The 23,123-nt window shown below is 66.1% G+C and carries 21 protein-coding genes; 4 read left to right on the top strand and 17 right to left on the bottom strand.

What is annotated here, in order from left to right; all coding sequences use genetic code 11:
- Window position 1: 1 nt before the first annotated feature.
- The 12 genes from H7347_RS06405 to rho all read right to left on the bottom strand — a co-directional run bounded on the left by H7347_RS06405 (window position 2) and on the right by rho (window position 11,600).
- On the bottom strand, window positions 2–964 hold the full coding sequence (locus H7347_RS06405) for a F0F1 ATP synthase subunit gamma (protein WP_152822422.1): 963 nt from the start codon (window positions 962–964) through the stop codon (window positions 2–4).
- Window positions 965–1,025: 61 nt separating this feature from the next.
- A complete protein-coding gene (gene atpA / locus H7347_RS06400; RefSeq protein WP_152822419.1) occupies window positions 1,026–2,666 on the bottom strand; it encodes a F0F1 ATP synthase subunit alpha in 1,641 nt (546 codons plus the stop codon).
- A gap of 51 nt (window positions 2,667–2,717) precedes the next feature.
- Window positions 2,718–3,527 carry a F0F1 ATP synthase subunit delta gene (locus H7347_RS06395; RefSeq protein ID WP_152822416.1) on the bottom strand — a complete coding sequence of 270 codons (810 nt, stop codon included), beginning with the start codon at window positions 3,525–3,527 and terminating at the stop codon, window positions 2,718–2,720.
- Window positions 3,528–3,532: 5 nt separating this feature from the next.
- Entirely contained in the window at window positions 3,533–4,105 is a 573-nt protein-coding gene (locus H7347_RS06390; RefSeq protein WP_152822413.1) for a F0F1 ATP synthase subunit B, read from the bottom strand.
- A gap of 33 nt (window positions 4,106–4,138) precedes the next feature.
- Window positions 4,139–4,381, bottom strand: coding sequence for an ATP synthase F0 subunit C (locus H7347_RS06385; protein ID WP_018118678.1), 243 nt, complete (start codon window positions 4,379–4,381; stop codon window positions 4,139–4,141).
- A 112-nt stretch (window positions 4,382–4,493) separates the two neighbouring features.
- Window positions 4,494–5,312 carry a F0F1 ATP synthase subunit A gene (atpB, locus tag H7347_RS06380; RefSeq protein WP_152822410.1) on the bottom strand — a complete coding sequence of 273 codons (819 nt, stop codon included), beginning with the start codon at window positions 5,310–5,312 and terminating at the stop codon, window positions 4,494–4,496.
- Between the two features lie 376 nt (window positions 5,313–5,688).
- Window positions 5,689–6,111, bottom strand: a complete 423-nt coding sequence (locus tag H7347_RS06375; protein ID WP_186337339.1) for a hypothetical protein — start codon at window positions 6,109–6,111, stop codon at window positions 5,689–5,691.
- Between the two features lie 19 nt (window positions 6,112–6,130).
- A complete protein-coding gene (locus H7347_RS06370) occupies window positions 6,131–7,288 on the bottom strand; it encodes an MraY family glycosyltransferase (RefSeq protein ID WP_152822407.1) in 1,158 nt (385 codons plus the stop codon).
- A complete protein-coding gene (locus H7347_RS06365; protein WP_152822404.1) occupies window positions 7,289–7,963 on the bottom strand; it encodes an L-threonylcarbamoyladenylate synthase in 675 nt (224 codons plus the stop codon). It abuts the gene before it with no gap.
- A 49-nt stretch (window positions 7,964–8,012) separates the two neighbouring features.
- Window positions 8,013–8,843: a HemK/PrmC family methyltransferase gene (locus H7347_RS06360; RefSeq protein ID WP_152822402.1), complete on the bottom strand. Its 831-nt coding sequence runs from the start codon at window positions 8,841–8,843 to the stop codon at window positions 8,013–8,015.
- Window positions 8,840–9,913, bottom strand: a complete 1,074-nt coding sequence (gene prfA, locus H7347_RS06355) for a peptide chain release factor 1 (RefSeq protein ID WP_152822398.1) — start codon at window positions 9,911–9,913, stop codon at window positions 8,840–8,842. Before prfA ends, H7347_RS06360 begins: the two co-directional genes overlap by 4 nt.
- A gap of 1 nt (window position 9,914) precedes the next feature.
- Window positions 9,915–11,600: a transcription termination factor Rho gene (gene rho / locus H7347_RS06350; RefSeq protein WP_370513932.1), complete on the bottom strand. Its 1,686-nt coding sequence runs from the start codon at window positions 11,598–11,600 to the stop codon at window positions 9,915–9,917.
- Between the two features lie 388 nt (window positions 11,601–11,988).
- Between rho and H7347_RS06345 the strand changes: the two genes are divergently transcribed.
- Both H7347_RS06345 and H7347_RS06340 read left to right on the top strand, forming a co-directional pair.
- Entirely contained in the window at window positions 11,989–13,656 is a 1,668-nt protein-coding gene (locus tag H7347_RS06345; RefSeq protein ID WP_152822395.1) for a long-chain fatty-acid--CoA ligase, read from the top strand.
- Window positions 13,657–13,763: 107 nt separating this feature from the next.
- Window positions 13,764–14,399 carry a helix-turn-helix domain-containing protein gene (locus H7347_RS06340; protein ID WP_152822392.1) on the top strand — a complete coding sequence of 212 codons (636 nt, stop codon included), beginning with the start codon at window positions 13,764–13,766 and terminating at the stop codon, window positions 14,397–14,399.
- Here H7347_RS06340 and thrB read toward each other — a convergent pair.
- The 5 genes from thrB to H7347_RS06315 form a co-directional block, all read right to left on the bottom strand.
- Entirely contained in the window at window positions 14,396–15,325 is a 930-nt protein-coding gene (gene thrB / locus H7347_RS06335; protein ID WP_152822389.1) for a homoserine kinase, read from the bottom strand. The genes H7347_RS06340 and thrB overlap by 4 nt on opposite strands.
- Window positions 15,326–15,345: 20 nt before the next feature.
- Entirely contained in the window at window positions 15,346–16,680 is a 1,335-nt protein-coding gene (locus H7347_RS06330) for a homoserine dehydrogenase (protein WP_152822386.1), read from the bottom strand.
- A 93-nt stretch (window positions 16,681–16,773) separates the two neighbouring features.
- A complete protein-coding gene (gene lysA, locus H7347_RS06325) occupies window positions 16,774–18,165 on the bottom strand; it encodes a diaminopimelate decarboxylase (RefSeq protein WP_370513927.1) in 1,392 nt (463 codons plus the stop codon).
- Between the two features lie 112 nt (window positions 18,166–18,277).
- Window positions 18,278–19,933: an arginine--tRNA ligase gene (gene argS, locus H7347_RS06320; RefSeq protein ID WP_152822383.1), complete on the bottom strand. Its 1,656-nt coding sequence runs from the start codon at window positions 19,931–19,933 to the stop codon at window positions 18,278–18,280.
- A gap of 11 nt (window positions 19,934–19,944) precedes the next feature.
- Complete coding sequence (locus H7347_RS06315) at window positions 19,945–21,531, bottom strand: L-lactate permease (protein WP_152822380.1); 1,587 nt, start codon at window positions 21,529–21,531, stop codon at window positions 19,945–19,947.
- Between the two features lie 90 nt (window positions 21,532–21,621).
- On the opposite strand from H7347_RS06315, the gene H7347_RS06310 reads away from it, so the two are divergent.
- Together H7347_RS06310 and H7347_RS06305 are read left to right on the top strand one after the other, a co-directional pair.
- Complete coding sequence (locus tag H7347_RS06310) at window positions 21,622–22,338, top strand: AAA family ATPase (RefSeq protein WP_152822377.1); 717 nt, start codon at window positions 21,622–21,624, stop codon at window positions 22,336–22,338.
- Window positions 22,331–23,092: an AAA family ATPase gene (locus H7347_RS06305; RefSeq protein WP_152822375.1), complete on the top strand. Its 762-nt coding sequence runs from the start codon at window positions 22,331–22,333 to the stop codon at window positions 23,090–23,092. Before H7347_RS06310 ends, H7347_RS06305 begins: the two co-directional genes overlap by 8 nt.
- Window positions 23,093–23,123 lie beyond the last annotated feature (31 nt).

Genomic DNA, 23,123 nt, shown 5'->3' with positions numbered 1-23,123 from the left:
ATTAGTCACTTTCTCCGCTTTCGGCGAGCGCACCAGCGCCACCGACGATCTCTGTGATTTCCTGGGTGATCTGCGCCTGACGCGCCTGGTTGGCCACACGGGAAAGGTCATTGACCAACGCGGTGGCGTTATCAGTGGCAGACTTCATGGCGGTACGGCGCGAGGCCGATTCCGCGGCGGCGGCTTCGAGGAAGATCGAAAACAGGCTGCGCGAGACGTACTTGGGCAGCAGCGCCTCCAGCAACGTGTCCGGATCCGGCTCGAACTCGTAATCCGGCTCCGCCACGCCCGCCGTGGAAAGCAGGTCCTCGCCCGGTTCCAGGGGAACGTCCTCAAAAACCGGCTCGATGGGCAACAGCTGGTGGGCGCGAGCCGTCTGCGTCAGCATCGACACAAACTCCGTGTACACCACGTGCACCTGATCGAAACCCTGGGCATCGGCCACCCCCGGGCGGGAATGCGCCGTCCCCGCGGAACCGGCCAGGAATCCCTGCACGAGGTGCTGTCGCACGTCGTGCGTGGCGTCCCAGCTCGGGTCCTGAGAGAAACCGGACCACGAACCCGCGACAGCCTCGCCGCGGAAATCGTAATACCCAATGCCCTTGGTGCCGGTGACGAAGCGAACCACCTCGTAGCCGCTGTCCTCCAGCATGCGGGTCAACTCGGCCGCCTTCTTAAGCACGTTGTGGTTATACCCACCGCACATGCCGCGGTCCGACGTGACCACGAGGACGGCCGCTACCTTGTCGTTATCGCGTTTGCGCAGCATCGGGTGATCGAGAGAACTCGCCGCGGCGAGCCGCTCCACCACGCTCTGAATCTCCGTCGCATACGGGGCGGCAGCCTGAACGCGGCCCTGCGCCTTGGTGATGCGCGAGGTAGCGATCAGCTCCTGCGCCTTGGTGATCTTCTTGGTGGAATTAACCGACCTGATGCGATCGCGCAGTTCTCGAAGATTAGCCATGGAATACCCTCCTCCCTTCTCGCTTGATGACGGTCATGGTATTCGGAATCATCTCCGCTACTTACGCCGTCTTAGCACGGGAGACGTTGAGCTGGTTCTTCTTCACCTCGGAAGAATCCAGGGCGTCCACCTCGGGCTCGTTGATCACGGGGGTGCCATCGCTGGTGCGGAAGGAAGCCGTGAACTCCTCCGTGGCGGCGAGCAGGACCTGCTTGGATTCGTCGCTCAGGGCGGCACCGCCGTCGATCTGGTCGAAGACCTGCGGGGCGTTGGCGTGCAGGTACTCTTGCAGCTCTGCCTCAAAGCGACGCACGTCGGCCACCGGAACCACGTCAAAGACGCCCTCGCCGGCCAACCAGATGGACACCATCTGGTATTCCACCGGCTGCGGCGAGCTCTCCGGCTGCTTGAGCAGCTCCACCAGGCGCTGTCCGCGCTCAAGCTGCGCCTTGGACGCGGCGTCGAGGTCGGAGGCGAAGGTGGCAAAGGCCTCCAGATCGCGGTAAGCGGCGAGATCCAGGCGCAGCGAGCCGGCAACCTTCTTCATGCCCTTGGTCTGCGCCGCGCCACCCACGCGGGATACGGACACACCCACGTTGATCGCCGGGCGCACGCCCTGGTTGAACAGATCGGACTCCAGGAAGACCTGACCATCCGTAATAGAGATCACGTTCGTCGGGATGAAGGCGGAGACGTCATTCGCCTTCGTCTCGATGATCGGCAGGGCCGTCATCGAACCCGCGCCCATGTCATCCGACAGCTTGGCCGCGCGTTCGAGGAGGCGGGAATGCAGATAGAACACGTCACCGGGGTAGGCCTCGCGTCCCGGGGGACGACGCAGCAGCAGGGAGATCGCGCGGTAGGCCTCCGCCTGCTTGGTCAGATCGTCGTAGATGACCAGGACGTGATTGCCCTGGTACATCCAGTGCTGGCCCAGGGCGGCACCCGCGAAGGGAGCCAGCCACTTGAAACCAGCGGCGTCCGAGGCCGGGGCGGCCACGATCGTAGTGTACTCCAGGGCGCCCTTTTCCTCCAGGGTGCGGCGCACCGCGGCGATCGTGGAGCCCTTCTGGCCCACCGCGACGTAGATGCAGCGCACCTGCTTGTTCTTATCGCCGGATTCCCAGTTGGCCTTCTGGTTCAAGATGGTATCGATACAGACGGCCGTCTTGCCGGTCTTGCGGTCGCCGATGATCAACTGGCGCTGACCGCGGCCGATCGGCGTCATGGCATCGATGGCCTTGATGCCGGTCTGCATCGGCTCCTCCACGGGCTGACGCTGCAACACGGTAGGCGCCTGCAGCTCCAGCACGCGGTTCTCCTCGGCGTTGATCGCGCCGAGGCCGTCGATGGGGTGACCCAGGGGGTTGATTACGCGGCCGAGGAACTCGTCGCCGACCGGGATGGAAAGGACCTCGCCGGTCCTCGTGACCTCGTCGCCCTCCTTGAGGGACTCGAAGTTACCCAGAACCACCACGCCGATGGAATCGGCTTCGAGGTTCTGCGCGACGCCAATCACGCCGCCGGGGAACTCAAGCAGCTCGTTGGTCATCGCGGAAGGCAGACCCGAAACCTGGGCAATGCCATCAGCCGTGGAAATGACCACGCCGACCTCCTCACGGGAGGCCTCCGCGGAGAAGCTCGAGGTGTAGTTCGCTATCGCGCTACGAATCTCATCGGAGGAGATCGTCAGCTCCGCCATGTTCTTCCTGCTCTCGGTTGAATCGTGCAAATCGTCAATGTTCTTCTGGTCCTAGGCCAGCTGGGCGCGGAGCCTGCGGATCTTGCCGGCGGTCGAGCCGTCGATGCGCTCGTCTCCCACCCGGATCGTCATGCCGCCGAGGAGGGACTCATCCACCTCGGTAAACACGTCCATCTCCGCGCCGTAGATGCGACCCAGTTTCTGGGCAAGCGCCTGGCGTTGCTTCTCGCTCAGCGGTCCCGCCGAGGTCACCTTGGCCACCGTGCGCCCGCGCAGGCACGCGGCTTCCGCCGCCAGTGCCGCAACGTCGTCGATGGGATTGCGCTCGGGGCGACCGATCACCTGAAGCGCCAGGGCCTCGGTGTACTTGCTCACCTTCCCGTAGAGCACGGTCGCCAGCAGACCCCGCTGCCGGGAGCGCGCCACGGCGCGCTCCGACAGCAACTGCGTCAGCTCGGGGTGGTGCTCCAACAGGCGGCTGAGCTCAAAGAGCTCGCCCTCCACCTGCTCCAGCGTGCCCTCCAGTTCCGCGCCCCGCAGCAGTGCACGGCGGCCCAGGGCCACCAGGCCGACGCGGAATTCGCGCGGGGTAGACCAGCGCGCACCGGCGGCCTCCTTGAGCACCATCAGCGTGGCCGGGGACACCTTGCCCTCAAAGACCTCGGTGATCAGGCCCTGACGCTGCTGCGCGGTGGAGGAAGCCTCCGCCACCGCCACTCGCAGGCTGCGGTGATCGTCAAGAAACTCGACGGCGTCAAAGAGCTCGGCGCCCAGGGTCGCCGCCGTGACCACGGAGCCGGAGATCTGGTTGTCCAGGCTCTGCGCTACCTCTGCCAGTGCTTTGCGGCTCGCTGCGTGCATATCGCTCACTTTCCTGCCGGGGCAACGGAATCGAGGTCCGCCAGGAAGGAGTCGATGGTGCCCGAGCGCTTGGTGGCCTCGGACAGCTCACCGCCGAGAAGCTTCTCGGCCAGGGTGATGGAGTTGCGCCCCATCTCCTGCCGCAGCTCGGTGATCACCTGCTGGCGGGAGGCCTGAAGCTGCTTCTCGCCGGACTCGATGATGCGGTTGGACTCCTCCGTCGCCTGGGCCTTCAATTCGGCCTCGATCTGCTTGCCGCGCTCGCGAGCCTGCTCGCGGATCTCCGCGGCCTCCGCGCGGGCGTCGGAAAGCTGGGCGTTGTACTTCTCCAGGGCCGCCTTGGCCTCGGCCTGTGCGGCCTCCGCGCGCTGGATTCCACCTTGGATCCTGTCCTCGCGCTCGGTCAAGACCTCCTGGAACTTAGGAAGAACGAGCTTCCAGAAAAGCACCAGGACAACAAGGAAGCACACGGCGGACCAGAAGATGTCATACGGCATAGGCAGCATCGGGTTATTGCCCTCGGAAAGGGGCAAGGGCCGATCCGCGCCCGCCGCCAGAACGCTTGATACGTCCGTCATCTGTAAAGGACCCTTCGTTTCGTGGCTGACTTGTTACAGGATGAAGCCGGCAACAAGGCCGATGAGGGCGAGGGCCTCGGTGAAGGCGATACCCAGGAACATCGTGGTGCGCAGCTGGCCGGCCATCTCCGGCTGACGGGCCATGCCCTCCAGTGCCTTGCCCACGAGGATGCCGATGCCGATGCCCGGGCCGATGGCGGCCAGACCGTAGCCGATGGCACCGTAACCGGTGGCCTTGGTGGCTTCGTCAGCGGCAACAAGGATGATGTCTTGCATTGTAGTCTTTCCCTTTCGTATTACCCGGCCCCGGGACGTGAATCCACGGCAGTTCCGCGGCCGAGCGAGAGTGTGTGGGGTTTAGGGCCGTCCCTGATCGGGACGATAAGGATCAGTGTTCATCTGCGTGCAACGACAATTCGATGTACACGGCCGAGAGCAGGGCGAAGATGTACGCCTGCAGGAAGATGACCAGTAGCTCGAAGAGCGTAAACGCGACGGCGGCAACGAGGGTCACTGCCGACATAGCCGTCCACCCATTGAACTGGAAGAAGAAGAAGTTCGTGGCGGAGAACAGCAGAACAAGAATCATGTGACCGGCCAGCATATTCGCCATGAGACGAATGGTGAGCGTGGCCGGACGCAGGATGAAGGTGGAGAAGAACTCGATCGGCACCACCAACAGGTGAAGCAGCGGAGGCAAGTTCGGGATCACCACGGAGGACTTCACAAACTTGAAAAATCCGTAGCGCTTCGCCCCCGCGTAGATGAACACCAAGTATCCCGCGACGGCCAGCACCAGCGGCATGCCGATGCGGGCATTGGGCGAGATATTCAGGCCCGGAATGATCGCGGGCAGGTTCATCGCAAAGACGAGGAAGAATACCGTGGCAATGAAGGGAAGGAAGCGACGCCCCTCCTTTTTGCCCAGGATGTCCTCGGCGATGTGAACCCGCACGAAGTCCAGGCAGATCTCCGCGAAGTTCTGCAGCCCCGACGGAACCAGCTTGGGGTTCCGCATGGCTATGACGAAAAAGAGTGCAACGATAGCCGCCATCAGGAGGCGGACGAACATCAGACGGTCTAGGGCGAACCAATCGTTGGCAAAGCCGGTAAACCACATATTAACGGCTTCGCCATTGTCGTTCGCGTGCCCCGGGAAGAATTCGTGATCCAGTGAAGGCGGGTGAAACTCGCCTTTAAAGGCCAAAGTTGTAACGCTCAGCGATCTCTCCCGTGTTCGGGCCGTGGGGAGACACACTCCCACGGTGCGATGGACGTCTTACATGCTCACTGGCTCCGCCGTGGACTCCGTCGCACGTCTACGGAACGAAACCAGGGGTAGGATCCTCGCCCCTCACGCAGCCTGCGGCCGCCAGGAAAAGCGATGGACGGGTTACCCGCGCTACATACTAGCAGCTGCGGTGGCGATCCACTTATCCGGCTTCACCCCCGTTTTCGGGTGCCGTACGGCACTACCCTCCCCCACGAGACCGTTTTCTCAGCGCAACCCCAGCCGATGAGCACGATCACCCCAGGGAATCTCACACGCTCACCCCTCCCCCGCGCCCCGGGTACCCAACGCCTCAGGATCTGGAATTGGTATAGGTAACGCGCGAGGTCATCACGCCCCAGGTCTCCGTGACCAGCACCACCACCAGCACCACTACCACGGTGACCAGCAACGACCACCGATCGTAGAAATCGAGGCCGGAAATCCCCCACATCACCACCAGCACCACCACGAGCTTGAGCAACCAGCCGCCGAGCACCACCACCCCGGTCGTCTGCGGCGAGGTACGCGCGGTCATCAACACGCTGGCCGCCGTCAGAAGCACGAAGCCTCCCCCCACCGCTGCACCGACGAGCACTCCCCAGACCCCGGGCAAGCCTGCGACCCACCCCCACACGACCAGCGATACCACCGTGATCGCGGCCAGGGCGCCGCTTCCCAGACGCAGCGCGCGCAACAGCGGGCGGCGGGGATCATCGAAGTCTTCTTCTCGCACGTCACTCACCCGGGAGATTCTACCGCGCGTCTAAGCCGTGAGCGGCCCGGCGTCGTCGCCGCAGCGGAACCGCCGTGAGCCCCGCGGCCGCCAGCAGGGCAAGCGCGGTGCCGCCGAGCGCGACCGAGGGCGGGACCACGGAAAAGGCCACCGCCCCAAAGGCCACCACCGAGACCCACAGGTAGAGCACCAGCACCGTGCGTCGGTGCGTGTGGCCTAGGGAGAGCAGGCGATGATGCAGATGCAGGCGATCGGCGGAGAAGGGGGACCGCCCCTGAGCCAAGCGGCGCACCACCGCCATCACCAGGTCGAGCACCGGCACAAAGACCGCCGCTAGCACCACGATCAAGGGGCTCATGAGGGCCACCACGTCCACCGCGCCGTACAGGGACATATTGATCTTGCCCGAGGCCGAGGTGGAGGCCGCCGCCAACAGTAGGCCGATGAGCATGGAACCGGAGTCCCCCATAAAGATCCGCGAGGGCTCAAAATTGTGCGGCAGAAAGCCCGCGCACATACCCACCAGTCCCGCGGCGATGATCGCCGGGGGATAGGCGGAGACGGCCCCGCCCTGATCGTGCAGGACGGTCAAGGAAAAGAGCAGGATCGCTCCACCGGCGATCATGCCCAGTCCCGCGGCCAGGCCGTCGAGCCCATCGACAAAGTTCACTGCATTGATGAGCAGCACGGTAAAGAAAACGGTCAAGACCGTAGACTGGACTTGATCTAGTACCACCGTGGTACCCTCCCCCGCCGGAAAGTACAGCAGCGTCCAGGACAAGCCCAGCAGGCTCATCACCACCGCGCCCAGCAGCTGCCCGATGAGCTTGGTCAAGGCATCGAGTTCGTACGAATCATCGATGATGCCCACCACCACGATCGCCGCCCCGGCCCACACCACGGCGTTCATCTCCGGGGTGATCGGCATAAAACCACGGGTGAGCGCGGGCAGCTGATTGGCCACCAGCACGGCGGAGAGAAAGCCGGTGAACATCGCCACCCCGCCCAGACTGGGGGTGGGTTGTACGTGAACATCGCGAGCCCGGATCTCCGCCACTCGGCCCGAGCGCAGCACCAGGTAGCGCACGGCCCCGGTGCTCAGGAAGGTCACCGCCGCAGCCACCAGGAGCACCAGCCCCAGCTCCCGCAGCGGCACACCCGCCACCCCCACCGCCATCTAGGCCGCTCCCCCGGAGTCTCGAACGCGCAGCTCCCCCTCGGGGATGCCGAGTGCCTCCGCGATCCTGCCGGCGCTGAGGGCACCCTCGCGCAGGATCACGGGTTCCTGCGCCGTGAGATCGACGATGGTCGAGGGCTTACCCACCGTGGCACGCCCGGCGTCGAGGTAGGTATCGACGGCGTCGCCCAACTGGCGCCGCGCCTCACCGGCCGTGATGGGAGGCTGATGACCGTGCAGATTGGCGGAGGATACCGCCATCGGGCCGACCTCGCGCAGCAGCTGCAGGGCCACCGGGTGATTGGGCATCCGCACCATCACCGTGCCCTGGGTATCACCCAGATTCCAGGGCAGCGAGGGGGCCTGGCGCACCACCAGGGACAACCCGCCGGGCCAAAAGGCCTCCACGAGGGTACGCGCGGTCTGGCTCAAGGAATCCACCAGTCCGGCCAGGGTGTCCCAGGAGCCCACCAACACCGGCACCGGATAGTCCGATCCGCGCCGCTTGGTAGCCAGCAGGGCGGCCACCGCCTCGTTGTTGAAGGCATCCGCGCCGATTCCGTAGAGGGTGTCGGTGGGCAGCACCACCAGCGCGCCCTCCCGCGCGCGCTGCGCGGCGGCGGCGATGATCTGTGCGCGGGTGCGGGCATCCATGCAACTCACGATGGCCCCCATCGGGTCCACCCCTTTCCTACCCTTGCGGGTCGCGGCGGTGTCTTCACGGTCAGTTGCTCAGCTTACTCGCCGTGACAAAACGATCCCTACCGGAGAGATCCTTGAGGGCCACAGGACCGCTGAGATCCGCGCACCGCGCCACCAGGTCCGCCGTGAGCCCGGCGGTGGCGTCGTCGTGCTCGATGCCCAGGCGTCCCCCGGGCGCCAACAGCTGCGCCGCGGGACCCACCAGGCGCCGAATCACGCTCATCCCGTCTGTTCCGGCAAAAACCGCCTCGGGCGGATCGTGATAGACTTCGGCGGGCAGGCCCTGGCTGCAGGGTACATACGGTGGGTTGCTCACCACCAGGTTTACCCGGCCGGCCACGTCGGCCAACAAGCGGGGGTCGGTGGCATCGCCCTCGCGCAGCTCCACCCCCCGTGGGCCTAGGTTGCGCCGCGCCCACTCGGCCGCCTCGGGGCTGCGTTCCACCGCGATCACGCGGGCGTCACCGCGGGCATACGCGATGTAGGCCGCCAGCGCGCCGGATCCCGTGCACAGATCCACCACCAGGGGCCTATCGATGCCGCGCAGCACGCGGACCGCCCAATCGGCCAGCACCTCGGTCTCCGGGCGAGGAATGAACACCCCCGGACCCACCTCCAGGGTCAGCGGCCCAAAGGGGGCCCACCCCAGGATGTGCTGCAGCGGTTCGCGGGCGACCCGCCGCGCCACCAAATCCTCGTACTGCGCGGGAAGCGTCCCCGGCCGCCACCCCACCTCCAGCGGGGGGCAGCCCAGGAGGTGCGCCGCGATCTCCCGGGCGTCCGTCTCCGGGCTGGGCACCCCGGCGCGGGCGAGATCCTCCCAGGCCCGCGCCAGGCGAGCGCGCAGCGTCATTCCGCCTCGAGGCGCTCGGCGCGCTCGGCGGCCTGCAGGGCGGTGAACAGGTCGTCGAGATTACCGTCGAGCACCTGATCGAGGTTATTGGCCTTGAACCCGATGCGGTGATCGGAGATGCGGTTCTCCGGCCAGTTATAGGTGCGGATGCGCTCGGAGCGATCCATCGTGCGCACCTGCTTGGCACGCCCCTCGGCGGCCTCGGCCTGCGCCTCGTCCTCCCTGATCTGCTGGAGACGGGCGGCCAGCACCTGCATGGCGCGGGCCTTGTTTTGAATCTGCGAGCGTTCCTTCTGACAGGTCACCACCAGCCCGGTGGGCAAATGGGTGATGCGCACGGCAGAGTCCGTGGTGTTCACGCCCTGGCCGCCCTTGCCGGAGGAGCGGTACACATCGACGCGGATGTCCTTCTCGTCGATCTCCACCTGCTCCACCTCGTCGGGCTCCGGGTACACCAGCACGCCCGCCGCCGAGGTCTGAATGCGCCCCTGGGACTCCGTGACCGGTACGCGCTGGACGCGGTGCACGCCGCCCTCGAACTTAAACACGCTCCAGGCGCCGTCGCGGGAGGGATTCTTGGCCCGAATGGACAGGGTCATGTCCTTGACTCCGCCAAGATCGGACTCCGCGAGCCCCAGGACCTCGTAGGCGAAGTCGTGCTTGTCCGCGTACTTCTCGTACATGCGCACCAGGTCCCCGGCAAACAGGGCGGCCTCCTCGCCGCCGGCCCCGGCCTTGATCTCCATGATGATGTCGTCGCCATCATGGGGATCGCGCGGGGCCAACAGGTCCGCCAGTTTTTCCTCCAGGTCCACCTGGGCGGCCTCCAGGCGTTGCACCTCGGCCTGAAACTCGCGATCCTCGCGGGCCATCTCTCGGGCGTCCGCGAGGTCGGCCCGCACCTGTTCGAGATCGGTGGCCACCTTCACGATGGGCTGCAGCTGGGTGTAGCGCTTGGAAAGCTTACGGAACTGGCCCTGATCCCCGATCACCTCGGGGTCGGCCATCTGCGCCTCGATGCCCTGGTACTCGGAAAGCACGTCATCGACGGCCGAAACCTGACCTGCCATCTTAGGAATAATCCTCCTCGTCCTCGCGCGCGGCCATCGGTGCGGAGGAGGCCACCTGCATGAGGAACTCGCCGTTGTTCTTGGTCTTTTTCAGCTGCTTGATGAGCAGATCGATGGCCTGCTGATTGTCCAGGGCCGCCAGGATGCGGCGCAGCTTGTGCACCAGCCGGGCCTCCTCCGGGGCCAGCAGCAGCTCGTCCTTGCGGGTGCCGGAGGGACCCACATCTACGGCCGGGAACACGCGCCGCTCGGAGATCTTGCGATCCAGCTTGAGCTCCGCGTTGCCGGTGCCCTTGAACTCCTCGAAGATCACGGTATCGCCCGCCGATCCGGTCTCCACCATCGCGGTGGCGATGATCGTGAGGCTGCCGCCGTTTTCGATGTTACGGGCGGCCCCCAGGAAGCGTTTGGGGGGGTAGAGGGCATTGGAATCCACGCCGCCGGAAAGAATGCGACCGGAGGCCGGGGAGGAGTTATTGTAGGCCCGGCCCAGGCGGGTGATGGAGTCCAGCAGCACCACCACGTCGCGCCCCTGCTCCACCAGGCGCTTGGCCCGCTCGATGGCCAGCTCCGCCACGGCGGTGTGCTCGCTCGGCGGGCGATCGAAGGTGGACGCGATCACCTCGCCATGAACCGAGCGCTGCATATCGGTGACCTCCTCCGGACGCTCGTCTACCAGCACCACCATGAGGTAGCACTCGGGGTTATTGGTGGAGATCGCGTTGGCCACGTTCTGCAAGATGGTGGTCTTGCCGGCCTTGGGCGGGGAGACGATTAACGCGCGCTGCCCCTTGCCGATGGGCATGATGAGGTCGATCACGCGGGTGGTGAGGATCCTTTGCTCGGTCTCCAGGCGCAGGCGTTGGTTGGGGTACAGCGGGGTGAGCTTAGAAAAGTGCGGGCGCTGCCGGGCCTCGTCCACCGACATGCCATTGACGGTATCCACGCGCACCAGGTTGTTGTACTTTTGCTTGTTACGCCCGTGACCGCGGGTTTGCGTCTGTCCCTGCTTGACCTGGCCCACGATGGCATCGCCGCCGCGCAACCCGCACTTACGGATCAGCTGGTTGCTGACGTACACGTCCGCGGAGGAAGGATGATAGCCCGTGGTGCGCAGGAAGGCCACGTTGTTATCTACCATGTCCAGGATGCCGGCAACCTGCTCCAGTTCCTCGGGGGCCAGCGGCTCGTTGCCCTCGCGGCCACCCTCGCTCTGGCGGCCCCTCCGATTGTTGCGCCGATTGTTACGGCGATTATTGCGCCCGGCGCGCTGTTCGGTCTGCTCGCGCCCCTCGCGGCGATCCTGATCCGCCTGGGTCTCCTCGGAGCCCTGCTCGGCGCCGTGGTGATCCTCCCGGTGCTGCTGGCGAGCGCGGTTGCGGCGCGCGCGGCGCGCGGCGGCGCGCGACTCGTAGTGATGCCCCTCCGACTGTTCCTCGTTGCGCGTCCCCTCCTCGGCTCGGACCTGCGGGGCCTCGGTGCGGCGACGATCGGAGGCCTCGCGCCGATCGCTTTCCTCGGGGGCGTGATCCACGATGACCCGATCAACCAATTCCTCTGGTTCCTTCGCCATGATCCTCGTGTTCTCCCTCCGGGTATCTGCGTGCGGTCCCCGCCCCTCGATGGCATCAATCAGTTCGGATTTTCGCAGCCCCGATATTCCTTTCAACCCCATGCTCGCGGCCATGGCTCGTAATTCGGGAATGCGTAGGCTCGCCAGGTTGTGCTCGGAACCGCCCGAGGGGGCGGCATTCTCCGGTGTGGTCACAGATGTCCTTTCATCGCTTGACCGGACGTGATACGAGATAAGCTCGGGCGGTTCATCACGCCCGTTCTCCGGTGTTCCCAGAAGCTGTGTCAAAAAGTTATTATCGGCGACACCGCAGCGTTTCATCGAAAAGAAAACCATGCGGAACCGCGCCCGTGGACGCACCCTCTTACGTCAGAGAGGTAATGGCGAACCCCACGAAAACATACTCAATCCTACGCTCGGGGATTGATCTCCTTACATTCTAGCCCATCGACGGCGCGGATACGTACCCGCCCCTGGCCTCGGGGCGGTTACAGTAGATTTCATGCAGTCCACAATGCAGGACATCCCGCTGTCCCTCGCTAGCATCCTCACCTACGGGACCACTGTTCACGGTGATACCACCGTGACCACCTGGGAGAACGGAAGCGCTGAGCACAGTACCTTCGCGGAGGTCGGCGCGCGGGCGGCAGCCCTGGCCCACGCCCTCCACGAGAGCCTCGGCATCACCGGGGACCAGCGCGTGGGCACCTTCATGGATAACTGCACCGAACACCTAGAAACCATCCTGGCCGTACCCGCGATGGGCGCGGTGCTCACCCCGCTGAACAAGAACCTCATGGACGGTCAGATCAGGCACATGATCCGGCACGCCCAGGTGGAGGTGATCGTGGCCGATACCCGCCTGGCGGGGCAGCTGGGTACCGTCGTAGCGGACTGCCCCAGCGTGCGCGCGGTGCTCTTGACCGGGGTGGGGCCCCTGCCGCGGGAGGATTTTCCCGCCACCGTGGCGGTGCACTCCTACGAGGAGCTTCTCGACGGCCGCCCCACCGTCTATCCGTGGCCGACCCTGGACGAAAATACCGCGGCGGCCCTGTGCTATTCCACCGGCACCACCGGGCCGGCCAAGCCCGTGGCCTATTCCCACCGCTCCATGTACCTGATGGCGATGGAATTGCGCACCACGGATTCCTTCGCCATCACCGAGGGCGAATCCTTTCTGTGCTGCGTGCCCATCTTCCACGTGCTCAGCTGGGGGGTGCCCTACGCCGCCTTCATGGCCGGCGCACCGCTGATTTTCCCCGGGGAGGATCTCTCCCCCACCACCCTGGCCGAACTGATCGCCGCCACCCATCCCCGGGTGGCCCACGGGGTGCCCACGGTGTGGATGCAGCTCATGGTGCATTACCTGCATCATCCCCCGGAACGGATGTCCCTGGTGGAGATCTACGTGGGCGGCTCCCCCGCCCCGCCCATCCTCATCCGCATGTGGGAAGAGCGCTACGGCGTGGACGTGATCCACGTGTGGGGTATGACGGAGACCTCCACCGTGGGCACGGTCTCCCGCCCCCCGGCCGGGGTATCCGGCGAGGCACGCTGGACGTACCGCATCAGCCAGGGCCGATTCCCGGCCTCCCTGGAATACCGGGTGGTCAACGACGGCAAGGTCGTCTCCGCCACCGACCGCAACCAGGGGGAGATCCAGGTGCGCGGCAACCTCGTGGCCGCCAGCTATGCCGATTCCCTGGAGGCACGGCCCCCGGAGCAATTTACCGCCGACGGCTGGCTCCGCACCGGCGACGTCGGCTCCGTGACCTCCGACGGCTACCTGACGATCCACGACCGTGCCCGCGACGTGATCCGCTCCGGGGGCGAGTGGATCTACTCCGCCCTGCTCGAAAACCTGGTCATGGAGGCCTCCGAGGTGGTGGAGGCCGCCGTGATCGGTTATCCGGACAAAAAGTGGGGGGAGCGTCCCCTGGTGGTCACGGTGCTCCACGATCCCTTCGAACCCACCGTCGAGACCGCGATCATGCTGCGCGAGCGTCTACGCGCTTCCCTGCCGCACTGGATGCTCCCCGAATACTGGACCTTCGTGGACAGCATCGATAAGACCTCGGTGAACAAGTTCGATAAGAAAGACCTGCGCAAGCACCTCGCCGCGGGCGAATACGAGATCATCGCGCTACCCGGTCCCGGAGATAAGCCATAAGCAAAGCGTAACCGAACTCATACTCGCCGAGGTCGCGCACGGATAGCACGGAGGTTAAGATTAGCGTCGTTTTCATCTGACGTCTTTCCTCTTACCAAGGAGTATTCGTGCCCGAGGCCTCGCAGCACCCCCCGCGCGCCGCCACCGAATTCCTCCCCGAGACACTCACCCTCAGCCCCAAACAGGCCCTCGTCCTGCGCACCCTGCGCGAGTTCCCACACGGGGCCAGCGCAGCGGAGCTGGCCGATCGCCTGGGGATGCATTCCAATACCGTGCGCGGGCACCTCGAGGAGCTGCTGGCGCACCAGGCCGTGAGCCAGCACACCGCCCCCGCCCAGGGTCGCGGCAGACCCACCCTGATCTTCCAGGCCAAGATTCCCGATACCCGGGCGGTGGCCCAGGAATACCTCACCCTCATCAAGCACCTGGCCCCGGCCATCGAGCCGGATCAGGCCCACGAGATCGGGCGGCGCTGGGCGCAGTCCGAGGGATCGGGAACCGTCGAGGAGCTCATGGAAAAGCTCCAAAAGCTCGGCTTCGATCCCGAGCTGCGCGAGCGGGATCACGCTATCGACTTGCGCGCCTGCCCCTTCGTCCGGGAATCGACTCCCCCGCACCCCTCGGTCTGCGGGATGCACGAGGGGTTCTTCCAAGAATTCCTCAGCGCCCCGGACAGCACCCGGGTGATCCCGCTGCGCACCAACTGCAGGTGCACCATCGTCTTCGACGACGACTCCGCCTAGGCCGTACCCACCTGCACCGTGGGCTTGGCCGCCACCTCCAACTCGTGCACCGCCAGGCCCGCCTCGCGGGCCTCCGCCAGGATGGCCGAGTCCACCGGCTCGGTGGACAGCACCATCACGGTGGGTCCCGCCCCGGACAGGTAGGCCGCATAACCCCGGTTGCGCAAGCGATTGATCCACTCCGCCGTCACCGGCAGCACGTCCGCCCGGTAGGGCTGGTGCAGGCGATCCCTGGTACCCTCCCACAGCAGCTCCGGGTGACTCTGCAGCGCCACCGTCATCACCGCGGTGCGCGAGACGTTGAACCGGGCATCGGTGTGCGTGACGTGGCTGGGCAGCACGCGACGCACCGCCTGGGTGGAGGCGTGAAAGTCCGGCACCAGGGCCGTGGCCCGAATGCCCTCGTGCACCGGGATGGAGACCGCCCGATACACCGGGTGGCTGCGCCCGTCCACGGGGATCTCCGTCCAGGAGACCACCGCCCGACCCAGCACCGAGGACCCGGCGTTATCCGGATGCCCCTCGAAGGTGGAGGACAGCTGCACCAGGCGCTCCTCGTCCAGCGGGAAACCCGCCAGGGCGTTGGCCGCAAGCACCCCGGCCACCGCCGCGGCGGCCGAGGACCCCAGTCCGCGCGACTGCGGGATCCCGTTGGTACACACCAGGCGCAGGCCCGGGGCGATCGCGCCCGCCGCCGCGAGGCCCGCGTGCAGGGCCTTGACCACCAGGTGAGAGGAGTCCCGGGGCAGGTCTTCCTCCCCCTCGCCGTGGATCACCACCTCCAGGCCGGAGCCGATGACCTCCACCTCCACGGTGTCATAGATGCTCACCGCCATGCCCAGGGTGTCAAAGCCGGGGCCAAGGTTCGCCGTGGAGCCGGGCACGCGCACCACCGCGCGGCGCCCCACCTCTAATTCCACGCTCATCGTGTGTTTTCCTTCAACTTCTATTCCGCCAGTCGGATCACCGTGTCCACGGTGAGCACGTCGTCCAGGGTGGACAGCTCCTTGACCGTGGCATCCAGATGTTCCTCGGAGGCGGTATGGGTGAGCAGGATCAGCCGCGCGGCGTCGTCGCGCTCCTCCTGGCGCACCGTGCGCAGGGAAATGCCATTGCGCGCGCACACCGCCGAGATCTCCGCGAGCACGCCCACGCGATCGCGCACGTGCATGTCGATGTGATAGCGGGTGGGCACGTCCCCGAAGTCCGCCACCGCCAGGTTGGCATAGGTGGACTCTCCCGGGGCGCGGCCACCGTGCACCTTGTTGCGCGCAGCTCCCACCAGGTCGCCCAGCACGGCCGAGGCCGTGGGGTTGCCCCCGGCCCCGTTGCCGTAGAACATCAACCGGCCCGCCGCCTCGGCCTCCACGAAGACCGCGTTGTAGGAGCCGCTCACGCTGACCAGCGGGTGATCCCGCCGCACCAGGGTGGGGTGCACCCGCGCGGAGACGGATTCCCGGCCATTCTTATCCCTGATCTTTTCGCAGATCGCCAGGAGCTTGATGGTGTACCCGGCGTCCTTGGCCGCGGCGATGTCGTCGGCGGTAATCGCGGTGATGCCCTCGCAATACACGTCGGAGGCCTTGACCCTGGTATGGAAGGCCAGGGAGGCCATGATCGCGGCCTTGGAGGCGGCGTCGTGGCCCTCCACGTCTGCGGTGGGATCGGCCTCGGCATAGCCCAGGCGGGTGGCCTCAGCGAGCATGTCGTCATAGGAGGCACCAGTCTGGTCCATCGCGTCCAGGATGAAGTTCGTGGTGCCATTAACGATGCCGGAGACGCGCTCGATCTGGTCGCCCGCAAGGGAACGACGCAGCATGCCCACCACCGGGATCGCGGCGGCCACGGCGGCCTCGAAGTAGAGGTCCACCCCGGCGGCCTCAGCGGCAGCGGCCAACTCGTCGGCATGGGCGGCCACCAGGGCCTTATTCGCGGTCACCACGGACTTACCGGCGTTGAGCGCGGCTAGCACGAGCTGGCGAGGGTAGTCGATGCCGCCGATGACCTCCACCACGATGTCCACGTCCTCGCGCGCGATGAGCTCCATCGCGTCGTCGAAAAGCAGCTCCTCCGGCAGGGTGGCGCTGTGCTTGGTGGGGTTGGATACCGCCACTCCGCGCAGCGCCAACGGACCGCCGATGCGGTACCTGAAGGCATCGGCGTTGGCCTCCATAAGGCGGCGCACCTCGGAACCCACGGTGCCGTGGCCCAAAATGGCCACGCCCACCTCACGGCCCTCGACCTTGCCTTCGTGACAGCCCTGCGCGCCCGTGGTAGTCATCGTTCTCCCAGAAAATCGTGTCCAATCTTTCCGCCTCACTATAGGTCAAGGAGGCCGCGGATGGCACGATTATCATCCACCCCGGGTGTGAGGCTACTGTTCCTCCGGCTCCAGGGCCAGGAAATCCGCCACCGTCTCCCGGCGCAGCATCACGCTCGCCGCCCCGGAGGCTACGGTGATCACCGGGGGGCGACCGAAGGCGTTATACCGGCTCGACAGCGCGTAGCAGTACGCCCCCGTGGCGGGAAGCGCGAGCAGGTCCCCGGGGCCAATATCGTCGGGCAGCTGCGCGTCCTCGATCAGGATGTCCCCCGACTCGCAGTGCGAGCCCACCACGCGGCTGTCCACCGGGGTGCCGTCCACGAAGCGAGAGACCACACGGGCATCGTAGCTCGCCCCATAGAGCACCGGGCGGATATTGTCCGAGATCCCCCCGTCCACGGAAAGATAGCGGCGGGTGCGCTCGTCGTCCACGTGGACGTCCTTGACCGTGCCCACGGTGTAGACCGTCACCGTGGAGGGCCCGGCGATGGCACGGCCGGGCTCCACGGTGACCGTGGGCGTGGGCAGGCCCAGCTCCTCGGCGCGCTGGCGCACCTTGCCCAGCAGGTCCTCGGCCACGGCCGCCACGTCCAGCGGATTTTCCTCCGGCAGGTAGGCTATGCCGTAGCCGCCACCGAGATCCAGCGTGGACAGCTGGGCCGCCAGCCCCGCGCGCCCACCGGGGTGCAGGGGGGACAGCTCCTCGACGATCTGCTCTACCAGCCCCAGCACCCGCTCGGCGGCCAGGGAAAAGCCCTCGGCATCAAAAACCTGGGACCCCACGTGACAGTGCAAACCCACCAGGCGCAGGTGCGGGCTTTCGAGTGCCTCGCGGGCGGCGCGCAGCGCGGAGCCCGAGGCCAGGGAAAACCCGAACTTCTGATCCTCGTGGGCCGTGGCGATCGCCTCGTGCGTGTGCGCCTTGATCCCCGGCTTGACCCGCACCAGCACCGGCTGGATCATCCCAGCCTCGTGCGCCGCCTCGGCCAGGCGATCGATCTCCTGGAAGGAATCCAGGATCACCCCGCCGACCTTCTCGGTGACGCAACGACGCAGGAACGCCGGCGTCTTGTTATTGCCGTGTGCGGCGATGCGGCCCGCCGGAAAACCCGCCGCCAGCGCGATCTGCAACTCGTTATCGGAGGCCACGTCGAGGGAAAGACCCTCCTCCTCCACCCAGCGCGCCACCGCCCGGCTCAGAAAGGCCTTGGCCGCATAGTGCACGTTGCTCGGGGCGCCGAAGGCTCGCGCCATCGCCCGGCACCGGGAGCGAAAGTCCGCCTCGTCCATCACCAGCACGGGGCTGCCATATTCCTCCACGATCTCCGGGAGCGGCACCCCCGCGATCGTCACCACGCCGTCCTCCTGACGGCGGGCATGAGCGGGCCACACGTGGCTGGGCAACTCATTGAACGTATCGGCGTCCATCGGTTCCTTTGGCATTTCCTCGGGCGGGCCGGGCTAGGCCCGATGCTGCCGCGCACTGTATTACGGACAATAACGTATGCGCGTTAGGCTACACTGCCCCTTCGCGCGCGCACTACTCCCCCGCCCTTTACATGCGCTCGGGAGCGCGCACCCCCACCAGGCTTAAGGCGTTGGCCAGCACCTGGCGGGTCGCCCCCGCCAGGGAGAGCCGGGCGGTGTGGATCGCTGCCAGCTCCTCGCCCTCCTTGGGCAGGATCTGGCAGCGATCGTAGAAGCGGTGGAACACCCCCGCCAGCTCCTCGCAGTAACGCGCCAGGCGATGCGGCTCCCGCAGCTGCGCGGCCGCCTTGACCACAGCAGGGTATTCGCCCAGCGTGCGGATCAGATCGCCCTCGCGCTCGTGGGTGAGCAGGGAGTAATCGGGGCCCTCATCGCTGAGCGCCCCCACCTCCTGAGCCTTGCGGCGCAGCGAGCACAGACGCGCGTGGGCGTACTGCACGTAATACACGGGGTTATCCGCCGACTGCGAGGCCCACAATCCGAGGTCGATGTCCAGGGAGGAGTCCACCGAGGAACGCACCAGGGAGTAGCGGGCAGCGTCCACGCCAATGGCCTCCACCAGATCGTCGAGGGTAATGACGGTCCCGGCGCGCTTGGACATGCGCACGGGCTTGCCATCGCGCACCAGATTAACCATCTGCCCGATGAGTACCTCCACCTGATCCGCGGCGTAGCCCAGGGCCTCGGCCGCGGCCTTGAGGCGCTTAATGTAGCCGTGGTGGTCCGCGCCCAGCATGTAAATGCACAGGTCATGGCCGCGGCCGATCTTATCCCCGATGTAAGCGATGTCGCCAGCGATGTAGGCGGCGTTGCCGTCGGACTTGAGCACCACGCGATCCTTATCGTCGCCAAAGTCCGTGGTGCGCAGCCACCAGGCCCCGTCCTTGGGGTACAGGTGGCCGTTGTTCTTCAGCGTGGCGATGGCGGCGTCCACCGCGCCGGATTCGAAGAGGGAGTTCTCGTGGAAGAACACATCGAAGTCCGTGCCGAACTCGTGGAGGGACTCCTTGATGTGGCTAAACATCATGTCCACGCCCAGGTTGCGGAAGATCTCCTGGGCGTCCTCCGGGCTGTGATCGAGGACGTCGGGGCGCTGCTTGAACACCTCGGTGGCGATGTCCGCGATGTAGTCCCCACCATACCCATCGTCGGGGGTGGGTTCCCCCTTGGCGGCGGCCACCAGGGAGCGGGCGAAGCGGTCGATCTGCTCGCCATGGTCATTGAAGTAGTACTCCCGAGTCACCTCGGCGCCCGCGGCCTCCAGCACGCGCCCGAGGGAATCGCCCACCGCCGCCCAGCGGGTACCGCCCAGGTGGATGGGGCCGGTGGGATTGGCGGAAACGAACTCCAGATTCACCGTGGTTCCCCGGTAGAGATCGTTGCAACCGTATCGCGCGCCCTGCTCCCACACCCGGGCAATGATCTCGCCCTGCGCCGCGGCGGCCAGGCGCAGGTTCAAAAATCCGGGTCCTGCGACCTCCGCGGACACGATGGCCCCCTCCTCCGCCAGGGAATCCGCCAGCCACTGCGCTAACTCCCGGGGGTTCGCCCCGGCCTTCTTGCCCACCTGCAAAGCCAGGTTCGTGGCATAATCGCCATGCTCGGGGTTGCGCGGGCGTTCCACCGTCACCTGCTCCGGGAGCACCGAGGCGTCGAGGTCGTGCTCGGCCAGCACCAGGGCGGCGCGGCGGCGGATCAAAGAGGAAAGCTCAACGGGAGTCATAAGGGGGAAGTCTAGCCCACGGCCGATTGCAGGAATACCAGCAGGCACATTCCCGCCAACAACGGCAGGGAGTACCGGACCACGGCGGCCAGGATCCTCGATTCCCCACCCTCCATCTGGGTGGCCGCCGCCGCGATGGCCGCCGTCTGCGGGGCAAGCATCTTGCCCAGGGTGGCACCGGAGGTATTGGCCGCCACCAACAGGCCGGGATCGGCCCCCACCTGGACAGCGGTGGTGGCCTGCATCTGGGCAAACAGCGCGTTCGAGGAGGTGGCCGAGGCCGTCACCGAGGTGCCCAACCACCCCAGCACCGGGGAGATAAGCGGGAAGAGCGCCCCGGTGGAGGCCAGCAGCGCGCCGATGGCGGCGGTCTGACCGGAGAAGTTCATCACGTAGGCCAGGCCCATGACCGCGGCGATGGTGAAATAGGACATCCGCATACGCAGGATCCCGCCGCTCAGCTGGGCAAGCCCGGCGCGCCACCCCAGCTGGTAATCCCCGCCGCCATCGCAGACGCTCAACACCGCCACCGTGATGAGGCCACACAGCATCAGCATGGTGCCGGGACCGGAAAGCCAGTTCAGGGTGAAGGTGGTGCCCAGGCGTGGCCAGTCGATCACCACGTCCGTGCCGGCCAGCAGACTGGGAACGTCCACGCCGAGGCGCCACAGCTTGGCCACGGCAAACACCGCAACGATCAACACGTAGGGAAAGAGCGCCAGGGCCACCGCAACCGGGCGCAGTTCTGACTGCTGGCCCGAGGAACGGGAGGCCTGTTCGTCCGGGGTGGTGGGGCTCCACATCCGCAGCAGCACCAGGCCCGCCGCCAGGGAGAGCAGGCAGGCCACCACGTCGGTGAGCTCGTAGGCGAAGTAATTGGCGGCCAGGTACTGTCCGCCGCCGAAGGACACGCCCAACACCAGCGCCATCGGCCACACCTGGCGCAGGCCGCGCCAGCCGTCCATGATGAAGCAGAGCACGAAGGGCACCACCAGCGCCAGCACGGAGACCTGCGCGCCGACGAGCCCCGCGACCTCTTGCGCCGGCAGCTGCGCCAGGGCGCTACCGGTGGTCACCGGGATCGCCATCGCTCCATAGGCCACCGGCGCGGCGTTGGCGACCAGGGTGACCAGGGCGGCCTTGAGGGGCCGCATCCCGATGGAATAAAGCATGGCGGCCACGATGGCAATGGGCGCACCGAAACCCGCCAGGGCCTCCAGCAGGCCGCCGAAGGCAAAGCCGATGAGCATGGCCTGCACGCGCATATCCCCGCGCCCAACCTTGGAGAACACCAGGCGCAGATCCTCAAAGCGTCCGGAGGCCACCGTGAGGTCGTACACCCACACTGCGGCGACGATGATGTAAATAACGGGAAAGATGCCAAAAGATACCCCCTGCGCGAGGGCAAGAACGACGTCGATAGCCGCGGCGTCGAACGCAGTGACGGCCACGAGCAGACCCACCGCTACCGAACCCAGCGCGGCCCACAGGGCCTTCCACTTGAGCCCCATGAGAAGAGCAAAAAAAGTGATGAGCGGGGCGACCCCCGCCAAGGCGGCAAGCGCGAGCGAATCCACGATGGGGTTACCTTTCTTCAAGCAATAGATTTCAGTATCGCAGACGCACGAGGCCACACCAGAAATTCATGATGAGACTCACTTTTGAGAGGACGCGCTAGCCTAAGCGACATGGGATTTCTCCGCGCCGCACGCATCGACATGCCCCTTTCCCACATCCACGAGGACTACGTTGCCCGCCTGCCCGCAGTGCGCCACCTCGCCCAGCATCCCCTCGACCTTTCCGCCCCCATCACCGTCCTCACCGGGGAAAACGGCGCCGGAAAGTCCACTCTCATCGAGGCCATAGCGATAGGCATGGGATTTCACCCCCAAGGCGGCACCCGCAACCTCGCCGTTCGGGGTGCCGATGACGCCTCCTGCCTGCACAAGTACCTCACCCTGGTGCGCTCCCAAAATCCCAGCGACGGATACTTTTTACGCGGAGAAACGCACTTTCGTGTGGCTCTTGCCTACGGAAACGAGGCTCCGGGAGATCAACACCTCAACCGCATGAGCCACGGGGAATCGCTCATGCAGATCATTCGGCACCGCTTTCACGGCGGGGGATTATTTATCTTGGACGAACCGGAGGCCGGTCTTTCCATTCTGCGGCAACTGGAGCTGCTCGGGCACATCGCTCGCATGGCCGCGCAGAGCGCACAATTCCTCATCGCCACGCACTCCCCCATCCTCATGGCCATTCCGGGTTCCACCCTCATGGAGATAGGCGCCAGCGGCATCACCCCCGTGGACTTCCACCGCGCCGAGGCCGTGCAGGCCGCCAGGGAATTCGTGGACGACCCCGAGGGCACCGCCCGCTACCTCGTGGAGGGCGACCATGCCTGATCTTTTTGTGGAATCGTTCTTTCTCTTCCAGCCGCATCTCCGCAGGCGCAGCCTGCCGGAGTGGGCGGCCAACATTCCCTCCATCCTGGCCGTGGAGCGCCACCCGCTGCCGCTACACTCCCCTGTTACCTTCATCACCGGGGAAAACGCGATGGGCAAGTCCACCCTCATCGAGGCCATCGCCGTGGCCTGCGGCTTCAACATCGAGGGTGGCCCCTACGGGCTGCGCGGCGACCCCTCTCCCCACGACGCCGACCGCGGTGAAAGCCCCTTCCAGGGCGTGGCCTCCGTGGTTCGGGGGCCACGCGCCATGGAGGGGTACTACCTGCGCGCGGAATCCCACATCAACGTGCCGGATAATTTTGAAGACGCCCCCGAGCTCTGCGGGCTCCTACGGGGAAAAAGCCACGGGGAATCCGTGATGAGCGCCATCGACTGCTACTTTCACCCCCAAGGCCTGTACCTCCTCGACGAGCCGGAGGCCGGACTCTCCGCGATCCGACAGATGGCCCTGATGGCTCAGCTTCACGCGCTCGTGCAGCGGGGCGCGCAGATCATCGTGGCCACGCACTCGCCCATCCTGCTTTCCTTTCCAGGCGCCACCATCTGGGAGATTATCGAGGCGGGCCTGGTACGCACCACCCTGCGCGAGACCACGGCATTCCGCGCCCTGCGAGATTTCTACGAGGATCCGCACGGCGTGGCGGAATACATGATGAACATGGTGGGACAGCATCCCGGGAACCCCAGTTAGGTTTGCCACGCGCCCGGTGATAGAATCGCTG

The organism is Corynebacterium sp. zg-331, from assembly GCF_014267345.1.
Lineage (GTDB): Bacteria > Actinomycetota > Actinomycetes > Mycobacteriales > Mycobacteriaceae > Corynebacterium.
The sequence above is the reverse complement of the archived record's forward strand: the minus strand, read 5'-3'. Positions and strand labels throughout refer to the sequence as shown.